Consider the following 18,935-nt stretch of genomic DNA (forward strand, 5'->3'; position numbering starts at 1 on the left):
GGAGTTTTGAAAGGAGCCGCTGGTGGTCACGACGACATTTGCCTCGCCTTTGGGCGAAATCTTGCTTGCCGCTGATGGCCGCGGTCTGACGGGGCTTTGGTTTGAGGGGCAGGAGCACTTTGGTTCCACGCTTCTCCGGGAAGACTCCGAACATGTTGAAGGCGCCGACGCGGTTTCCGGTACCGGTGGCATGTTGCCGGTGAGTCCGGCAAATGGCGCGGCTTCTTCGGTGCTTGAGCGTTCTTGGGCTTGGCTGAATGCTTATTTTGCGGGGCAGGAGCCTCGGTTTACGCCGCCGTTGCATATGATCGGCACGGCGTTCCAGCGCGAGGTTTGGTTTGAGCTGCTTTCAATTCCGCGTGGCGAAGTCGCTACGTATGGCGAGATCGCTCAGCGTGTTGCGGCTCGACATCGTGTGCCGGGAAATGAGGCACCCGTCGTGTCTCCTCGTGCGGTGGGGGCTGCGGTTGCGCGTAATCCCATTTCGATTATCGTGCCGTGCCATCGCGTGGTCGCGGTCGACGGATCGCTCAACGGATATGCTGGCGGCCTTGATCGCAAGGAGTGGCTGCTTCGGCTTGAGGGCGCGTACGAGGAATAGCGCTCGAACGCTTTGCATAACTAGGACGCCGCGAAAGGACGAGCCTCCGTCCTTCTACGGCCGGCATGCGTCCAGACGCTTGGCATCTGCGCTTTAAGTTTGGCTAAGCCATATCTTGCGTATTTGAAAACGCGCAGGTTGAGCCGCTAGGGCTGTGCTAAGGCAGCTTTCGGTGCGCTATTATCGGCAGTATCGAAACCTGTATTTCCATGCGCCAAAGGAGCAACTATGAAGCTGATGCTTGCCGAGGACGAACCTGGTCTCTCCCGCGCCCTCACCGCGATTCTTCAACATAGCGACTACGAGGTCGACACCGCCCTCGACGGCTTGACGGCGCTCGAGAATCTACTTGCCAACGACTATGACGCCGCAATTTTGGACATCATGATGCCCGGCATGGACGGCATCGAGGTGCTCAAGCGCACGCGTGAGGCCGGCAAACGTCTGCCCATCATTATGCTTACGGCAAAAAGCGAGGTGTCCGATAAGGTCTAGGGCTTGGACGCCGGCGCCAACGATTACCTGACTAAGCCGTTCGCCGCCAAGGAGCTACTTGCTCGCATTCGTGCCATGACGCGTGCCGCCACGGCAATTGACGCCACGACGCTCAGCGTGGGCAACGTGCGCCTCGACACGGCATCGTGCACGCTTGCGGGTCCCTTGGGTGAGGAGCACCTGGCCAATCGTGAGTTTCAGCTTATGGAGCTCTTTATGCGCAACGCCGGCACGCGCATGCCCACTGAACGTCTGATGCTCGAGGTTTGGGGTGAGGACGCGCCCGAAGGCGCCAACGTGGTGTGGGTCTATATCCCGTACCTGCGCAAAAAGCTGACGGCGCTTGGTGCCAACGTTGCCATTCGCGCGTCGCGCAACCAGGGCTATTCGCTCGAGGTTGTCGAGGAAGGCGAATAAGCGTGAGCGCGAGCGCGTGGTGCAAGCGCATGACGGAGTGGTTTCACGCCGCCTCGAGTAGTACGGGGCGGGCTAATTCTGTTGACGCATTGGGCCGCCGTCTGCGTCGCAAGTTTATCCTCGTTGCCATGGGCGCCGTGACCGTGGTGCTCACGCTTATCATCGCCGGCATCAACATCGTCAATTATTCGCATGTCTGCAAGATGGCCGACGCTCGCCTGGACTATATTTTGGCGGGCAAGGACGGTATCGATTGGGGGGACGAGCCTAAAGCCGAGCCCGCTAATGGCAAGGATGCCGGCGATAGCCAAGCGGGCGTTCGCATCAGACACTTCGAAGGCATGACGGCGGAGTCTCCCTTCGACACGCGCTACTTTACGGTGACGATTGACGCCGGACAGGTTGCCGATGTCAATACGGCCCGCATTGCCGCGGTTGGTGCCAAGCGCGCCGCCAGTATTGCCGCAAGGCTGCATGCCAAGGGCTGGACCTCGGGCTTCTCTGGCAATTATCGTTATACGACCGACGTCCAGGACGACGAGATCACCTATGTGTTCGTGGACTGCTCGCGCGAGCTTGCAAGCTTTCATTCGTTTTTGAGCGCGAGCGTGGCGATCAGTTGAATTGGCTGGCTGGCGGTGCTGGCAATTGTGGCGGGTGCCTCGGGCGCGGTGATTCGACCGATGGTCGAGAGCTACAGCAAGCAAAAGCGCTTTATTACCGATGCGAGCCACGAGATCAAGACGCCGCTGGCTGTAATTGACGCCGCCAATGAGGTACAAGAGATCGAGAGCGGCGAAAGTGAGTGGACGCAGAGCATTCACGAGCAGGTTGCGCGGCTGACGGCGCTCACGGAACGTCTAGTGTTTTTGGCACGTATGGACGAGGGCTCGGCGGGCTTTACCATGACATCGATCGATCTTTCGGAGGCCGTGGACAAGGCTGCGGCGCCGTTTGAATCGGTGGCGGTTTCGCGCGGCAAGCGTCTGTCGACGTCGATTGCGTGCGGCGTGCGGGCCCATGCCGATGCTGCGGCGGTGGCGCAGGTGGTTGAGCTGCTTCTGGACAACGCCACGCGCTATGCGAGCGAGGGCAGCGTGATTGAGCTGAGCCTGCGTGCCGTTTCGCGCGTTCAGGGTAAGGGCGCCACCGAGCTCGTCGTATCGAACGCCGTGGACGAGCTGCCCGAAGGCGACCTAGATCGATTGTTCGACCGCTTCTATCGTGCGGACGTGTCGCGCAGCTCCAAGACGGGCGGCTCGGGCGTGGGCCTATCCGTGGTGCGTGCCATCGCCGAAGCCCATGGCGGGAGCGCTTCTGTCTGCGGCCACGGTAACCAGATCACCTTCACCGTCCGCCTCTAAGACCTGCCAAAAAGGGACAGGTTTATTTTGGCAGGTTTTATCTGTGCAGACGGCAGCGGAGGCTGGCGGTGATCGGCGCCATGAACGCCACCGACCCAAATAAACGCACCTCTAACTGCTAAAATATGGACATCGTTGTTCGGCTCCCGAAGGAAAGGAGACGGTCATGCAGTACGAGATCGGCGGAGGGGCTTTCCCGGTTGTTACGTGCAACCTTAGCGACGGCGAATCCATGATCACCGAAAGCGGTGCCATGGTCTGGATGACCCCCAACATGGAGATGTCCACCTCGGGCGGTGGTATAGGCAAGATGTTCTCTAAGGCTTTTTCGGGTGAGGCGTTGTTCCAAAACATTTGGACCGCGCACGGCGATGGCATGATTGCGTTTGGCTCTTGCTTCCCCGGCCGCATTATACCGATCGAGATTGGCCCTGGTAAGAGCTGGATTTTGCAGAAGCGTTCGTTCCTTGCCGCGGAAAGTGGTGTTGAGCTGAGCATCCACTTTAACAAGAAGGCAAAGACCGGCGTCTTTGGCGGCGAGGGTTTTATCATGCAAAAGCTCACGGGCTCGGGTATTGCCTTTGCCGAGATCGACGGCGACCTAGTTGAGTACGAGCTTGCTGCTGGCCAGCAAATGATTGTAGATACCGGCAACGTGGCCGGCTTTGAGGAGACGGTGAGCATCGACGCGCAGATGGTCAAGGGCGTCAAAAACATCATGTTTGGCGGTGAAGGCGTGTTCAACACTGTGCTCACCGGTCCGGGGCGCATCTGGCTGCAGACAATGCCCATTTCCAATCTTGCGGCAGCAGTGGCTTCGATGACCAACAACAATAACTAATCGTGTATAGGATGACGCGCGCGGCGGGCCCGGCCTGTCGTGCGCGTTTTTTGGTGGCAAACGCCCTGTTTATCGGGTGCGGCTGTGCTCCTGCAGCGCATAGATCGACTTATCCATGTTGAACAGGTAGGCCACGACGCAGACAATAAAGAACGTCGGCAGACTGCTAAAGCCAAAGACCTCGCAGCCAATAAAGATGGGCGCGAGCAGCGTATTGGTGGCGCTGCCAAAGACGGCGGCGTATCCCAGCGCGGCGCAGAGCTCGACGGGCATGCCGAGAATCCCGGCGAGTACGACACCCAGGCTGGCTCCGATGGAGAACAGCGGCGTCACCTCGCCACCCTGATATCCTGCGGCAAGCGTGGCGATGGTGAGTACGAATTTGAGCGCCCAGTCCCAAGGCATGATCGACGCCTCACCGTTGTCACCCAGTGCCGCGGATATCAGGTTGGTGCCAAGGCCGCAGTATCGCCCCTGCCACAGCGCGAACAGAATCGCCGACAGCGCAAGGCCCATAACGGCAACGCGTATGTAAGGGCTGGGGAGCAGCCGCGCTGCAAGGGTCTTGGCATGGGCAAGGCACCAGGCAAAAGCTCCACCTACCATACCAAACGCGATACCCAACAACGCCAGTCGTCCAAGACCGGGGAGGTCGAGCGCATACGAGGCGGTAACGGCGACCTCAAACTTCTCGAGCCCCAGAGCGCCGGAGGTCATGCTTGCGGCGAGCGAGGCTGTAAGCGCGGGAAACAGCGCGCGGTATTCCATGCGTCCTGCGACCAGTACTTCGATCGCAAAGACCGTGGCGGCGAGGGGCGTTCGAAAGAGTCCGGCAAAGCCGGCGGCCATGCCGATAAGCAAAAACGTGTTGCCGGGTTCTCGGAAAGGTAGACGTCGGCCGATCCAATGCGAGACGGTTGCGCCGATCTGCACGGCTACGCCTTCGCGTCCCGCGCTGCCGCCAAAGAGATGCGTGGCCCACGTGCTCAGCATAATGAGCGGCACCAGACGCGGGGAGATGGCGTCCTCGCGTTCGTGACCTACGTCGAATACTAAGCTCATGCCCCGATCGGTGCCTTTGCCCCAGGTGAGGTAGGCAAATACGATGGCCAAGCCCATGAGGGCGAGGAAGGGAAGGAGCAGTACGATGTGCTCGTCACGGAAGGCGCCGATTGCCAGGAGCACACGACCAAAAAGGGCACAGATGGCGCCAACGATAACGCCGATAGGGATTCCGACGGCGCCCATGAGCACGAGACCGCTATAGGTGTTGACCAGGCGTTTGATTCTGCTCGAAGCGCTGCTTTCTGACATTTTGCTTTCCGACACTTGCTCTCTTGATAGAAAAAGAGCTGGAGTTGCGCATCGTTGAGAGGCTTTCCAGCTTTAGCAAAACAAATTTATAAGATGCGACGGGCCGCGTCAAGATAATCACCGGACGGCCTAGGAGGCGGCTGGTTGGCTGGCTTAAAACCTAGCGCGTGAAATGACGCCCCACGCTATTCAGCGCGCTTGATAGGATGACGAACCACGGTCTTAAGTTTCTCCGGTGCGCATTTGCGTGGATCGGAGAGATAGATTTCGTGATGTAAACGGGTGTCTGAGAAGTCGGGAACATAGCCCAGCTCGGTCGTGTATTCATGCATAGCGTCTACGGTCGCCGGTTCGTTGTCGTAGGGCCCGGTGTGCATGCATTGAACGCAGAGACCCTCGTCAACTTTAAGCAGTTCGACGGCGGAAAAGTCCAGTTTCTTTTTGGTCGTGGCTTCCGCGACTGCCCAGTCAAAGTCATCTCGGGTGACGAAATCAGGCAGGCGGATGCACGAGATAAAGTTGAAATTGTCCTTGTGTACATAATCGATGTCGCCGCTCGGGGACTCTTGCCACCAGAAACCCTCGAGCGGCGGTACCACAAAGTCGAAATAGCCCTCGATACTCCTTGAGCCTTTCTTCGACATCTTGACGGTATAGGCGATGCCGTAAAGTAGCGGCAGGGCGTTTTGATACTCGCCACCTTCGGTATTTGGGTCGCCCTTTCCGCGAACGGCAACGTAGCTCATAGGCGGGACTGTTACGATGCTCGGCTTGCTTGCAGGTTTGTAGAGCTCCTTGCATTCCTTCTTAAAGTCGAACGCCATGTTGGCCGCCTTTCTGCGTATTGGCCTGCTTAGATAGTTGAATCATATCATAGAAACGAACAGCTGTTCGAATGATTTGGCTGACAGATTGAGATGCGTGCGTTGTGTTTGGCGGTCGGCCTGACCCCGTTGATGATTTCTCGGCCTCCCCGGCGCCCTATCTATAGCTGCCGTTTCCCCATATAAAACCTGCCAAAATAAACCTGTCCCTTTTTGGTAGGTGGGAAATGGGTAATACTAAAGAGTTATCCGACCAGATGGGAATTAATCGATGGCCTATATCGAATTCAAAGACGTCATCAAGGCATACGGCGAGGGCGATGCCCGCATCCACGCGCTCGACGGCGCGAGCTTTACGGTCGAGCGCGGCGAGCTCGCCATCATTTTGGGTGCTTCGGGTGCCGGCAAGACCACGGCCCTCAACATTCTGGGCGGCATGGACACGGCAACTTCTGGCACCGTGACGGTGGACGGGCGTGACGTGAGCTCTGCCAACGAGGCTCAGCTTGTGGAATACCGTCGCGCCGATGTTGGCTTTGTCTTTCAGTTCTACAATCTGGTCCCTAACCTGACGGCGCTTGAGAACGTCGAACTCGCGGCGCAGATCTGCCCCGATTCGCTCGATGCCGAGCAAACGCTTCGCCAGGTTGGCCTGGGCGACCGCCTCGCTAACTTTCCGGCGCAGCTTTCGGGCGGCGAGCAGCAGCGCGTATCCATCGCCCGCGCGCTGGCTAAGAACCCCAAGCTGCTTTTGTGCGACGAGCCTACGGGTGCACTCGACTACAAAACCGGCAAGCAGATCTTGCAGCTGCTACAGGACACTTGCCGCAAGCAAGGCATTACGGTCATCATCATCACCCACAACTCTGCGCTGGCGCCCATGGCCGATCGCCTGATCCGCTTTAAGAGCGGCCGCGTGGAGAGCGAGACGATCCAGCAAAATCCTGTGCCTATCGAGACGATCGAGTGGTAGCGCCCATGAATCAGGACCGCCAAAACAGTCAACGCCGCGACGCGCAGAACACGGAGCGCGAGCAGGATTTTACGACCTACCGTACCGCCCAAAGCTCAAACGATATGGTGCCGACGGTTTTTCGCCGTGGCATCTACCGCACGATTCGCGGCAGCCTCAAACGCTTCCTGTCTATCGTTGTGATCACCGCGCTTGGCGTGAGCGTGATGTGCGGCCTTAAGGCGGGCTGCGAGGACCTGTGTGATTCGGTCGACGCCTATTTTGACCAGCAGAATGTCTATGACATCAACGTGCAGTCGACCTATGGTCTGACCGGTGACGATATTGCCGCGATCCAAGAGGTCGATGGCGTCGAGACGGCCGAGGGCATCTATACCGAGACCGCCTATACCGCCGTGGGTACGACGCGCGAGCGTGTCGTCGTACAGAGCCTCTCCAAAGAGAATATTGACCAACCGGTGCTAGTGCGCGGCGAGCTGCCCGAGACTTCGGGCGAAGTGGCAGTGACCTCACGTTTTTTGAAGGCTTCGGGCAAGAAAATCGGCGATACGGTGAGCTTTGCCGCCAACGATGCGAGCTCGTCGAACCAAAGCGCCAAGGACCAGTTTGCCGATGGGGACTACACCATCACGGCCGAGGTTCTCGATCCTACCGACGTGAGCTCCGACTCGACAGTCAACGCCTTTCGCGCTGCTTCGACTGCGGACTACAAGTTCTACGTGAGCGAGGATGCCGCGACATCTTCTTCCTACTCCGCTGTCCACGTGGTCGTCGAGGGAGCCAAGAGCCTCAACTCCTATTCGGATGCCTACTCGGCAAAGATCAATGAGGTCAAGGGCAATATCGAGAAGATCCGCGAGGAGCGTGAGAAGGCGCGCGCCCAGGAGCTGACGGTCGACACACCGGCGAGCTTGGACGCAGCTGAGCGTCAGGCGAATATGGTCTTTGGGATCGAGCAGGACAACATCAATCGCATGGCCGAGGGCAGCGACGAGCGTGCGCAGGCGCAAGCCGACCTGGACCAGCGCCGTGCCGCCGCCGACCAGCAGTTTGCCGATGCCCGCGCCGAGCTCTCTGACCTGGGCGAATGCACCTGGTACATCCAGGACCGCGGCAATATCGCAAGCTACTCGAGCGTCGAGAGCGATAGTTCTTCGATCGAGGCCATCGCCACGGTGTTCCCGTTCATCTTCTTTATCGTCGCCGTGCTTATCAGTCTCACCACCGCCACCCGCATGGTCGAGGAGGAGCGCACGCTTATTGGCCTGTACAAGGCGCTCGGCTATTCACGCGGGCGCATCCTGTCCAAATATGTGGACTACTCGCTGTGGGCGTGTCTGATCGGTGGCGTGCTCGGCAATATCATCGGATTTGTGGGTCTGCCGCTGTTCTTGTTTACGGTGTTCGACGACATGTACTCGCTGCCCCAGATGCTGCTTTCGTACGACATCGTGTCCTCGATCGTTTCGGTGGCGCTGTTTGCCGTGGGCGTGGTGGGAGCCACGATTATCGCCTGCCGCCACGAGATGGCCGAGACCCCTGCCTCGCTCATGCGTCCCAAGGCTCCGCGCGCCGGCTCGCGCATTCTGCTCGAGCGCATTGGCTTTATCTGGCACCGCATGGGCTTTTTGAACAAGGTCGCTGCACGCAACCTGTTCCGCTACAAAAAGCGCGCCTTTATGACCATCTTCGGTATCGCTGGCTGCACGGCGCTCGTGATCTGCGGTATGGGCATCCGCGATACGTCGGTGGCGCTTTCGCCCAAGCAGTACGGGCATATCACGCGCTACGACCTGCTGGCGGTCGCCAATCCCGACGATTTTTCGCAGACGTGCGCGGCGCTCGACGAGCGAAGCGCAGCCAAGGATTCCGACGTGACCGTGACTTCGACGCTGCCGATTATGACCGACAACGTCACCTTTACATTTGGCGGCAAGAGCGAGACCGTGCAACTGATCGTGGTGCCCGATGACCGCGCGAACGACCTGGACGACTACGTGTGTCTCGAGGACGAGTCCAAAGAACTGCTCGCCCTGCGTGGCGGAGATGTGTATTTGAGCAAGAGCTCTCAGCTGGTGCTGGGGATCAAGCCGGGCGATACGGCACACGTCCAGGATTCGTCGCTCAATGTTGCCAAGGTCAAGGTCAGCGACATTTCGCTCAACTATCTGGGCAACACGCTTTACATGACGCAGAGCACCTATGAGCGCGCATTCGGTCGAAGCGCGCGCCTCAACGGCATCCTTGCGCTGCTTAAGGGTTCGTCGGCCGATCAGATTGCGTTTACCAACCGTCTTAAGAGCGATGGTTGGATTACGCTGTCGAGTACCGCCGAGCATTGGGAAAACTATGAGGCAAACTTTACGATTATCAATTCGGTCGTGGTGCTTGTGACCTTTATGGCGGCGTGCCTGTCGTTTGTGGTGGTATTCACGTTGTCTAACACCAACATCTCGGAGCGCGAACGCGAGCTGGCGACTATCAAGGTGCTGGGCTTCCGTCGTGGTGAGGTACACCACTACGTTAACAAGGAGACGCTGATCCTCACGGCGATTGGCGCCGCGCTGGGCGTGCCGCTGGGTGGCCTGCTTGCCGAGAGCTTTACGTACATCCTGCAGATGCCGTCGCTGTACTTTGACGTCGAAGTCGAGCCGCTGAGCTACGCGCTTGCCGTGGTGCTTTCCTTTGGCTTTACGATCATCGTCAACCTCGCCACCAACCGTACCCTCAACAAGATCGACATGGTCGGCGCCCTCAAGAGCGCCGAGTAACCTGCCAAAAAGGGACAGGTTTATTTTGGCAGGTTTTATCTGGGCGAACGCCGGACAACCATTAGGTGGCCCGGCGTTCGCCCCGTTTTGCTGGGGATGTCTGTCGTTCAGTGCTCTTACTGGCCAATCCAGTGTTGCGCATAGCTCTTAATGTCCTCGGTAAAACCGTCAAGGTCGTCAAGGGTGATCACGCTGTCGATAAGCAAATTGGCTATCTCGCGGTGCATTGTGCTGCGGCGAATGTCGTTTGCAATTACGCCTGAGGACAGCTTGTCTCTATTGAGGCGCTCTTCTAGTGTCCAAAATCTACTGGACGCTTCGCTGTCGCCGTTCAGCATCTCAACGTACTGGGCGATGAGCTTTTCCATATAACGTTCTTGCCATTGAGGAAGCATTTTCTTAAATAGCTTCCAGTCGCTTTCGGCTACGTCGCGCATATGTCCTCCGCTCGTCAAACGGGCTTTCCATTTGCCTTTCATTCTATTTGGTTTTCGCTCACAGGCGTGGATGAGAGGCTCTCTTTAGCCTTCGAGATTGGGCTTGTATGGGTCGTATGCCACAAAATGGGCCTATCTACTACGTTTGCTACCACACCCTCGACCGTGACAAAGATTATGAAATTAAAACCGCAGGTAGAGGGCTTGCCAATTTTCGGAAAAGGCGGGTATGGTCGGCCCTCTCGAGTTAAACGTAGTAAATAGGCCCTTTTCTTGGCGCGCGGTCAGCTCAATGCTAATCTCCGTGCCGGAACTGACCCAGTTGTTTGTAAGTTGCGGTGATATACGGACTGTTTGGCGCTTTGGAGCTTCAAAACAGTCCCTATCTCACCGCAACTTGGAAGGGGCAGGCGGTGTCGGATGAGTGGCGCTGGCTGGTTGGGGTGGTTTAGGCCTGTTTGCGGCACTTCCATTGTTTACGGCACCAACGCATGAGTGCTTTTACGACCGGGATGGTGATGAGTATTACCCAGGCGGGATGGGGTTGCCCCAGGCAGAGCCACATGTAGAGGAACCATGCCTCGGCACTGACTGAATAGACGACATCGATCAGCTTAGATAAGCGGCGTTGATCGATAAAGTCGCCAAGCGCGTAATAGACGGGAATCAAAAAGACGAGGAAGAGGCCCGTAGCCCATGTGCTGTAGACAATGCCGAGCACCAGATAGGCGAGAGCGACAAGTGCGGGGAAGGGGAATTTGTTCCATGCACGTCCGACCTTGGTGTGGAAATGCTTGCCATGATGGTCGAGCTTGTCGTGCGCCTCCTTCCAGCTGGAAAACGTCTCGCCGTCGATGGTGACGGTGCCATCGTCATTGGTATGCATGCTATGTCCATCGTCCTCAAGCGTATCGATATACAATCCGTCTGGCCCCACATGGACCTCTTCACCCTTGCGCTCGTTAGCCACATGGATGCCATTCCAACCAACATGGACCTCTTCGCCTTTGTTGGGATCAATAACGTGGATGCCGCGCGCGAGGGAAATATCGACAAGTGGCTTATCGCTGCAATCAGCGTGCTCAGCAGAAGCCTCAGCCTCATCTGAAGCTTTGGTGCCGGCGTTGCTGTTCCGTGCCTCATCATCAGTCTGCGAGTCATCAGTGCTATCCACCGCCTCCCCATACAGCAGCTCATCCAGCGACACGCCATACAGCGCGGCGAGCGCAATAAGGTTATCGGTATCGGGCGAAGATTCGCTGCGCTCCCATTTACTGACAGCCTGACGACTCACACCCAGCTGGGCGGCAAGCGCCTCCTGAGAAAGCCCGGCAGCCTTGCGGCGATCAACGAGCCGCTGCGCCATCGCAAGATCCATGGTGGTTCCTTTCGTTTGATGGTCGAATCGAATGAGCCGAGTATGCCGAGAACAACCGGTAGCGACCACCATTTCTAGTTAGAATCTGCCCCAACCCTACCGCAACTACCGGTAGCAATCCCTAACGACCAGCCATTTTAGGACAAATGTCAGTGCAAGTAGCAGCCAAGAGTCCCCACTCAGTAAGTTACGGTGGAATAGTTTCTAGATTCAGCCATTTGCGGGCTAAGCGGGAACTATTTCACCGCAACTTAATTTCAGACCAGGCACCCGCAGCAAGAAGACGAATAGCCCCGGCGAGTATGTAAACGCAGGGCCCTCCGACCCCGCCCGACGATTTCGATTGGCGACCTTTGACGGAGTCAAGGGAGGAGCCAAATCGAAATACGTCGGGCGGGGTCGGAGGGCCCGATGGGGTGGATTCCAGCCGAGGCTATTCGTCGCCGAAGCTGATGCCCAACGCCTTGGCCTCGCGTACCAGATCGCTCTGGGGGTTGACATGCTTGAGCTTGCCGGCGACCTCCTCGAGCGGCATGTGGCACATCTTGCCGTCACGCAGGGCAATCATGTAGCCAAACTCGCCGCGCAGGCAGCCAAGCGCTGCCTCGACGCCGCACTGGGTCGCAAAGATGCGGTCCTGGGCGTCGGGCTGACCGCCGCGCTGCGTGTGGCCGGGGATGGCGACGCGGGTCTCGCGACCGGTCTTGGCCTCGATTTCCTTGGCGATGTCGTAGACGATCGACGGGCTCGTGCGCTCGGCAAGCTTCTTCTTGTACTCCTTCTTGGACAGCGCCGCGTCCTCCTTGGAGATGGCGCCCTCGGCGACGGCCACGATCGTAAAGCGGCTGCCGGTCTCCATGCGATGCTCGATGGTCTTGATGACGTTATCCATGTCGTAGGGGATCTCGGGGATCAGGATAACATCCGCGCCGCCCGCGACGCCGGCATACAGCGGAATCCAACCGACCTTGTGGCCCATGATCTCGATGACAAACACGCGACCGTGGCTCGAGGCGGTGGTGTGGATGTCGTCGATGCACTTGGTGGCGACGTCGATGGCGCTCGTAAAGCCAAACGTCATCTCGGTGCCCCAGGTGTCGTTATCGATGGTCTTGGGCAGGGCGATAACGTTGAGGCCCTCTTCGCGCAGGCGGTTGGCAGTCTTGGTGGAGCCGTTGCCGCCCAGCATAAACAGGCAGTCGAGCTGCAGCTTGTGACAGGTGTGGACCATCGCCGGCACCTTCTCGACGCCATCGGCCTCGGGAACATCCAGGCGCTTGAACGGCGTGCGGCTCGTGCCCAGGATGGTGCCGCCGCGGGTGAGGATGCCGCTAAAGTCTGCCGGCGTCATCACGCGAAAACGGCTGTAGATAAGGCCCTGGTAGCCGTCCTCAAAACCGTAGATCTCGATAGGCTCTTCGCTATTGGTCATGAGTGTTTTGACGATGCCGCGCATAGTGGCGTTGAGCGCCTGGCAGTCGCCGCCACTGGTAAGAAGACCGATTCTAAGCATGATGAATCCTTCCGGGCAAGTTATAACATGCGCATAAGTTTACCCCCGCACACTGTTGATACGGGGGTAAAACGTGTTAGCTCAAGCGTATAGAAATGTAAACAACGTCAGGCGAGCGTAAGGTCGACGGGCCTGGCTCCCTACAGCGCGAAAGCGTCGACGTCGTCCCAGTGGCGGCGCAGCGTGATGGCGGCAGCGGGCTCGGTGTTGTCAAAGACGACCGACCACTGCGTGTTGCTGGTGATGTCTTCCGGATTGGGCTCTTGCGCCGCAGCGCGCAGGGCCTTCCAAGCGACTGCCTCGTCTTGGGCACCGACATGGGCGTCGAGGACATCGGCGATAGCGATGGCGCGTTCCTTGCCATGGCCCAGCTCACCGTTCTTTTGGTTGGGAAGCACTTCGTCGCCATAGCAGGCGTAGAAGTTCGTAACCTGGCGTACAGGAGTCGCTTTGAAAGCGCGGTCCGGATCGCGCGGATCCCACTCTACTACGCGCGCGTCACCGGCGGCGTCGTTGATAAAGAAGTGGTAGTCGCGTCCGGCCATGGCGTGCATGTCGTAGGCAGAAAGCAGGTCGACGGCCTCCTGCGTGGTAGCCGCGCGGTCGAGCACCAGGCGGATGGCGAGCGAAGTGTTGATGACGGGGCGCTGCGTGTCCTGGTCACAGGGCTTGGAATCCAGGGTGAGTACGGCAATGGACACGCCGCATTCGTTAACACCGTCGAGCTGGGCAAACGGGCCCATCAACGCCGCGGCGCGTCCGGCGACGGAGTCAAGCGGAGTGTTATCGCCCAGGTTGTTAAGGGCGGCAAACCCGATGGAGGCATAGCCGCCGCGTGGGTGATTGCGCACCAGCAGCGCCGAGGTGTCGTCCTTAAAGTCGTAATTGCGACCGGTGCGCACGCGGCCTTCGGCATCTACGGCGACAAAAGCGCTGCAGGCAAACTGGGGCGCCTGGACATGTGCCGGCACACCGGGCAGCACCTGCGCCACCACGGCATCGATGTAGGCCTGGTCGTCGCGCACGCCAGCGGCGATGATGCGATCAAGATCGTAGTCGTAGGCGATGTCGATTGCGTACAGGTCATAGCCATCCGCGTTGCCGGTCAAGCGTTTGAGTGACGCGGCGGACTTGATTTGTTTGTGATAAACGATACCGGTGGCAGCAGCAAGGCCGACGGCGACTCCCGCGACACCGCAGGCGATGGCAATGTTACGTGGCTTCATGACGGCTCCTTTCGTCCTGTTAGCGTAATTGTCGCAAAAGGAGCGCGGACATGATGGCTTAACTTGGCGAGCGGCGCGGGATTAAACATGGAATGAAAGGCACGGCACTGGCGCGGCGGGGTATGCTGGAGGGGACCATCAACCCAGCGAAAGGGGAGAGCATGACGGATCAGGAAACGCCCGAGCGCGCGCACGTGACGGCCGACGATATCGAGGCCGCCAACGACCTCATCGACTTTATCGAGGCGTGCCCCAGCATGTTCCATACGGCGGCGACCATTATGGCCGAGCTCGACGAGGCGGGCTTTACCTACCTGCCCGAGAATGCGGCGTGGGATATCGAACCGGGCGGGCGTTATTACACGCAGCGCAACACCTCGAGCGTCGTTGCCTTTAAGGTGGGCGAGGACCTGGCCGCGACATGGGGCGAGGACGGCGTTGCCGGTGACTATCATTTTCAGCTGACGGCGTCACACAGCGATTCGCCGACGTTTAAGGTCAAGGCCGTGCCCGAGCTCGACGGCGCGGGCGAGACGCTGCGCCTGAACACCGAGGCCTACGGCGGCATGATCGACTACACCTGGTTCGATCGCCCGCTGGCACTCGCGGGCCGCGTGCTGGTGCGCGAGGGCGACCGTATTGAGAGCCGCCTGCTCGCCACCGAGCGCGAGGTCGCTATCATTCCGAGCCTTGCCATCCACATGAACCGCGGCGTTAACGAGGGCTTTGCTCCCAATCGAGCCGTCGACCTGTGCCCGCTCATCAGCGCCGGCGAACTCAAACAGGGTGACTTCGATGCCCTGATCGCCGAAGAGCTGGACGTTGAGCCTGAGCAGATCCTGGGTCGCGACCTGTTCCTGGTCAATCGTCAGGATGCGCGCATTTGGGGCTGGGCCGACGAGTTTATCTCGACGCCCAAGCTCGATGACCTGGCCTGCGCCTACACCTCGCTGCAGGCATTTTTGGGTGCCGAGAATGCGCACGACATCTCGGTCTTCTGCTGCTTTGATAACGAGGAGGTTGGCTCCGAGACCAAGCAGGGCGCCATGTCGACGTTCTTGGCCGACGCGCTGCGCCGCATCAACGGGTCGCTGGGCTTCGATGACGAGTCGTATCACCGTGCGCTTGCCGCCTCGATGCTCGTGAGCTGCGACAACGCGCATGCCGTGCACCCCAACCACGCCGAGAAGTGCGATGCGCGCAACCAGGTTGTGCTCAACGGCGGCATCGTCATCAAGGAGGCCGCCAACCAGCACTACTGCACCGATGCCTTTAGTCGCGCGGTGTTCCAGGCCATCTGCGATGACGCTGACGTACCCACGCAGGCCTTCGCAAACAAGAGCGATATGGCGGGTGGCTCCACGCTCGGCAACCTGTCGAACATGCAGGCGAGCATGCATGCCGTGGACGTGGGCCTGCCGCAGTTGGCTATGCACTCGAGCTACGAGACCGGCGGCGTACGCGACGTGATGTACGCCATCCGCGCCCTCACCGCCTTCTACGAGCGAAACCTAACCATCAACGGCGCCGAAAGCGTGGAGCTCTAAAACCTGCCAAAAAGGGATGTTAATTTTGGCAGGTTTTATCTGGGCAAATGCCGCAATGCCAACAGCTGGACGGAATTGTTAAGACACCGCTGGTCGAGCAAACGTCAGCGAGCGACGTCCAGAGCGAACAAGTTGGCATGAAAAAAGGCGAGGCATTGACCTTCTGGTCATGCCTCGCCTTTTGAATGACAAATTGTCGTTCTGGACGTCGCGCAGCGTCGGCCGGTCCGCCGTTCGTAAGAACGGCGGAACCCTAATGCTCGATCCAGCAGCGCAGGGTCTCGCCTGCCTGCAGGTGACGCAGATTCTCCGCGGCGATGTCGACCACGTTATTGAGCGTGGCCTCTAGGTGGAACCAGCCGGAGACATGCGGCGTGATGAGCATGTTGGGCGCATCCCACAGGGGGCTTGCCGCGGGCAGCGGCTCGGGGTCGGTGACATCGACCGCGGCGCCGGCAAGGTGTCCGGACTCGAGTGCTGCAACCAGGTCGTCGGCAACCACAAGGTCACCGCGGCCGCCGTTGGCAAAGAAGGCACCCGGCTTCATCGCGGCGAAGAACTCGGCATTCGCAAGACCGCGGGTCTCGGGCGTGCTGGGCATAAAGGATGCGACGATATCAGCCTCGGCCAGGCGCTCGGACAGGGCGTCCATGCCGTCCATGTCCTCAAATACAATGGGGTAGACGAGCGGATGACGCTTGATGCCGCGGACGTGCGCGCCCATGTTGCGGCAGAGCGTGGCGAAGTGACCGCCAATGTCGCCCGCGCCCAGCACCAGCACATTGGCATTTTTGAGCGAGGTGACCGGGCCCAAGTCCTCCCAGCGATGCTCGCGCTGCAAGTCGTGGTAGCCGGGCAGGCGCTTCATCATGGAAAGGACCATGGCAAACATGTGCTCGCTCACGGCCTGACCGTAGGCGCCGATTGAGCAAGACAGCTTGGCTTCAGCCGGCACGGTGCCGGCGGCAAGGTAGTCGTCATAGCCCGCGGTCTGCAGTTGCAGCAGTTGAAGGTGCTCGCATGCGGGGAGCATGGCGGGGTCAACGTTGCCCAGAATCACGTCGGCGTCAGCGACTTGCTCGTGCGTGACAGCGCCGGCGCTCGTGTAGATAAAGTCCTCGCCCGGAGCGCTCGACTCGAGGATCGCTCGATGGCGGTCGTTGACGGGCAACAAAACCAAGATGTTCACAGCAGTCCTCTCCGTTCAACCTGCCAAAAAGGGACAGGTTTATTTTGGCAGGTTTTATCAGGCAAAACGTTCAAACGAAACGCCGGATGCATGGACGGTTGCAAGTCCATGCATCCGGCGTCCGTGCGGCTACCAGCTCAGCAACTCGTAGCCGTCCTCGGTCACCACGAGCTGTACCTCGCACTGGGCCGAATCGCTACCGTCCTTGGTGCGCACACACCAACCGTCACCCTTGCTAATCTTGATGTCGGGCGCTCCGGCGTTGACCATGGGCTCGATGGTAAAGACCATGCCCGGGGCCATGATGGTGTCCACGTCGGGCGCCTCGGTGGTAAAGCCCACAAACGGGTCCTCGTGGAACTCCTTGCCAATGCCGTGTCCGCCGTACTCGCGCACCACGCTAAAGCCGGCGTCCTCTACCGTCTTTTGCACAGCCTCGGCCATAACAGAGAGCGGCAGCCACGGCTTGACGGCGGCCAGGCCCGCTTCCACGCTGGCGCGGGTCACGTCGACCAGGCGCTGGCGCTCGGCCGAGACCTCGCCGATGCAGAACATGCGGCTCGAATCGCTAAAGTAGCCGTCCAGAATCGTGGAGCAGTCCACGTTGATGATATCGCCCTCGTGCAGCACGTCCGTATCGCAGGGGATGCCGTGACAGACCACATCGTTGATCGAGGTGCATACGCTCTTGGGATAGCCCTCATAGTTGAGGTCGGCCGGCGTGCCACCGTGCTCGATGGTGTAGTCGTAGATCATCTGGTCGATCTGGTTGGTGGTCATGCCCGCGGCGATGTGCTCGCCCACGTAGTCGAGCACGCCCACGTTGATGGCGGCCGAACGCTTAATGCCTTCGATATCGGCGGGCGTTTTGTAGAGTGTGCGGGGCAGAACCTCCCAGCCCTCTTCCCACAGGCGCTCGAGGCGCTCGTCGAAGGCGCTATGGCATTTCTTATATTTTTTGCCGCTGCCGCACCAGCAAGCATCGTTGCGGCCGGGCACGGGTCCGTTGTCAAACATGGCTAACTTCCTTTCATTCGCAGCTAGTATAGTCCACCCAGGCGTCCATAAAAGTTGCGGTGATATAGTTCCGATTTAAGCGGTTTAACAGCACAAATAGGAACTATATCACCGCAACTGATGGGGCGGGATGGCGGGCACTAGCTGCTGCGTGGTTTTGCTAGTAGCTCACCTGGCAGGGGATGCCGAGGGCGCGCACGCGCGCGGCAATCTTGTCGAGCACCTCGGGCGCCGCTTTGGCAAGGCCGGCGACCGGTGTCTCGCGCGCCACCGTGTAGATGGTCGCTTCTTGCGGGCGAATGCGCTCAAGCGCCGCGAGCCAGGGGGCAACGTACTCCTCGCCGGTGTTGTCGATGAGCTTGCCCTGATACTCGCCGGTCAAAAAGATCGTCTGGATAATAACGTGACCGTCAAAGCTTGCGAACGTCTCGATCTGGTGCTCGACGTCGTAGGGGCCGACAGGCTGGTCGAGCAGCTGGATAAACGCCGGGTCGACGGTATCGAGCTTAAGAATGTTGTCGTTGACCATCATGAGCGCATCGTGTACCTGGGGACGGTCGGCGCGCGTGCCGTTGGAGAGCACGGCAATCTTGGTGTTTGGGGCCAGCTGGTCGCGAAGCGCGACGGCACCGGCGATGGCCTGCGGAAACTCCGGCGCGGCGGTGGGCTCGCCGTTGCCTGCGAAGGTGATCACATCGGGGAGCTCGCCCTCGGCTGCCATCTCGCGCAGCTTTGCCTCGAGCGTGTCGAGCACCACGGCAGCCGTGTTATACGGCTCGTGGCAGGGGCGCTCGGCGTTGAGGCCGTTTTCGCAGTAAATGCAGTCGAACGTGCAGATTTTGCCGCTGGCCGGCATCATGTTGACGCCGAGCGAGAGACCAAGGCGACGGCTGCGAACGGGCCCAAAGATGGGGCTGGCATTCAAAAACGTAGACATAGACATATGCTCCTCAAGACAATTGTGCCTAAGCATAGCATCGGCTCCGAAGCAAGGTGCGGGCTCTTGCTTTACAAGTTTCGTTTTTGCA

At 59.3% G+C, this 18,935-nt stretch carries 18 protein-coding genes; 9 read left to right on the forward strand and 9 right to left on the reverse strand.

All coding sequences use genetic code 11. From position 1 onward, the window contains the following. Nucleotides 1-22 precede the first annotated feature (22 nt). The 6 genes from DWX63_RS06035 (at nucleotide 23) to DWX63_RS06055 (ending at nucleotide 3,718) form a co-directional block, all read left to right on the forward strand. A complete protein-coding gene (locus DWX63_RS06035) occupies nucleotides 23-601 on the forward strand; it encodes a methylated-DNA--[protein]-cysteine S-methyltransferase (RefSeq protein ID WP_233514485.1) in 579 nt (192 codons plus the stop codon). 228 nt (nucleotides 602-829) lie between these two features. Continuing rightward, nucleotides 830-1,096, forward strand: coding sequence for a response regulator (locus tag DWX63_RS11400; RefSeq protein ID WP_199411117.1), 267 nt, complete (start codon nucleotides 830-832; stop codon nucleotides 1,094-1,096). Nucleotides 1,097-1,099: 3 nt separating this feature from the next. Then, on the forward strand, nucleotides 1,100-1,513 hold the full coding sequence (locus tag DWX63_RS11405; RefSeq protein WP_199411119.1) for a response regulator transcription factor: 414 nt from the start codon (nucleotides 1,100-1,102) through the stop codon (nucleotides 1,511-1,513). Between the two features lie 2 nt (nucleotides 1,514-1,515). Then, the gene (locus DWX63_RS06045; RefSeq protein WP_117843121.1) at nucleotides 1,516-2,136 is read left to right on the forward strand and encodes a hypothetical protein; all 621 of its coding nucleotides are present in this window, start codon (nucleotides 1,516-1,518) and stop codon (nucleotides 2,134-2,136) included. A gap of 60 nt (nucleotides 2,137-2,196) precedes the next feature. After that, nucleotides 2,197-2,877, forward strand: a complete 681-nt coding sequence (locus DWX63_RS06050; protein WP_117843122.1) for a cell wall metabolism sensor histidine kinase WalK — start codon at nucleotides 2,197-2,199, stop codon at nucleotides 2,875-2,877. 166 nt (nucleotides 2,878-3,043) lie between these two features. Beyond that, complete coding sequence (locus DWX63_RS06055; RefSeq protein ID WP_089572342.1) at nucleotides 3,044-3,718, forward strand: TIGR00266 family protein; 675 nt, start codon at nucleotides 3,044-3,046, stop codon at nucleotides 3,716-3,718. Nucleotides 3,719-3,787: 69 nt separating this feature from the next. Here DWX63_RS06055 and DWX63_RS06060 read toward each other — a convergent pair whose 3' ends face one another. Next, nucleotides 3,788-5,032, reverse strand: a complete 1,245-nt coding sequence (locus DWX63_RS06060; RefSeq protein WP_117843123.1) for a chloride channel protein — start codon at nucleotides 5,030-5,032, stop codon at nucleotides 3,788-3,790. A 185-nt stretch (nucleotides 5,033-5,217) separates the two neighbouring features. After that, on the reverse strand, nucleotides 5,218-5,856 hold the full coding sequence (locus tag DWX63_RS06065; RefSeq protein ID WP_117756864.1) for a GyrI-like domain-containing protein: 639 nt from the start codon (nucleotides 5,854-5,856) through the stop codon (nucleotides 5,218-5,220). Between the two features lie 271 nt (nucleotides 5,857-6,127). On the opposite strand from DWX63_RS06065, the gene DWX63_RS06070 reads away from it, so the two are divergent. Both DWX63_RS06070 and DWX63_RS06075 read left to right on the forward strand, forming a co-directional pair. Further along, nucleotides 6,128-6,829: an ABC transporter ATP-binding protein gene (locus tag DWX63_RS06070; RefSeq protein ID WP_117629924.1), complete on the forward strand. Its 702-nt coding sequence runs from the start codon at nucleotides 6,128-6,130 to the stop codon at nucleotides 6,827-6,829. A gap of 5 nt (nucleotides 6,830-6,834) precedes the next feature. Beyond that, on the forward strand, nucleotides 6,835-9,600 hold the full coding sequence (locus DWX63_RS06075; RefSeq protein WP_233514486.1) for an ABC transporter permease: 2,766 nt from the start codon (nucleotides 6,835-6,837) through the stop codon (nucleotides 9,598-9,600). A gap of 116 nt (nucleotides 9,601-9,716) precedes the next feature. Here the strand turns inward: DWX63_RS06075 and DWX63_RS06080 are convergent, their stop codons facing one another. The 4 genes from DWX63_RS06080 to DWX63_RS06095 form a co-directional block, all read right to left on the reverse strand. Then, entirely contained in the window at nucleotides 9,717-10,037 is a 321-nt protein-coding gene (locus DWX63_RS06080; RefSeq protein ID WP_117800899.1) for a multidrug transporter, read from the reverse strand. A 448-nt stretch (nucleotides 10,038-10,485) separates the two neighbouring features. Then, a complete protein-coding gene (locus DWX63_RS06085; RefSeq protein ID WP_117843124.1) occupies nucleotides 10,486-11,415 on the reverse strand; it encodes a helix-turn-helix domain-containing protein in 930 nt (309 codons plus the stop codon). A 433-nt stretch (nucleotides 11,416-11,848) separates the two neighbouring features. Next, nucleotides 11,849-12,928 (reverse strand): 6-phosphofructokinase, encoded by a 1,080-nt coding sequence (locus tag DWX63_RS06090; RefSeq protein ID WP_117843125.1) that lies wholly within the window; start codon nucleotides 12,926-12,928, stop codon nucleotides 11,849-11,851. Between the two features lie 140 nt (nucleotides 12,929-13,068). Continuing rightward, nucleotides 13,069-14,154 carry a carcinine hydrolase/isopenicillin-N N-acyltransferase family protein gene (locus DWX63_RS06095; protein WP_117843126.1) on the reverse strand — a complete coding sequence of 362 codons (1,086 nt, stop codon included), beginning with the start codon at nucleotides 14,152-14,154 and terminating at the stop codon, nucleotides 13,069-13,071. A 161-nt stretch (nucleotides 14,155-14,315) separates the two neighbouring features. Between DWX63_RS06095 and DWX63_RS06100 the strand changes: the two genes are divergently transcribed. Next, nucleotides 14,316-15,701 carry a M18 family aminopeptidase gene (locus DWX63_RS06100; protein WP_199411121.1) on the forward strand — a complete coding sequence of 462 codons (1,386 nt, stop codon included), beginning with the start codon at nucleotides 14,316-14,318 and terminating at the stop codon, nucleotides 15,699-15,701. A 253-nt stretch (nucleotides 15,702-15,954) separates the two neighbouring features. Here DWX63_RS06100 and DWX63_RS06105 read toward each other — a convergent pair whose 3' ends face one another. From DWX63_RS06105 to DWX63_RS06115, 3 genes are all read right to left on the reverse strand, one after another. Continuing rightward, entirely contained in the window at nucleotides 15,955-16,890 is a 936-nt protein-coding gene (locus tag DWX63_RS06105; RefSeq protein WP_117843127.1) for a D-2-hydroxyacid dehydrogenase, read from the reverse strand. A 129-nt stretch (nucleotides 16,891-17,019) separates the two neighbouring features. Further along, complete coding sequence (gene map / locus DWX63_RS06110) at nucleotides 17,020-17,907, reverse strand: type I methionyl aminopeptidase (protein ID WP_055252493.1); 888 nt, start codon at nucleotides 17,905-17,907, stop codon at nucleotides 17,020-17,022. A gap of 160 nt (nucleotides 17,908-18,067) precedes the next feature. Further along, the gene (locus DWX63_RS06115) at nucleotides 18,068-18,844 is read right to left on the reverse strand and encodes a radical SAM protein (RefSeq protein ID WP_117843128.1); all 777 of its coding nucleotides are present in this window, start codon (nucleotides 18,842-18,844) and stop codon (nucleotides 18,068-18,070) included. Between the last annotated feature and the right edge of the window lie 91 nt (nucleotides 18,845-18,935).

It is taken from the genome of Collinsella sp. AF20-14LB (assembly GCF_003459505.1).
In the GTDB taxonomy this organism is placed as follows: Bacteria; Actinomycetota; Coriobacteriia; order Coriobacteriales; family Coriobacteriaceae; genus Collinsella.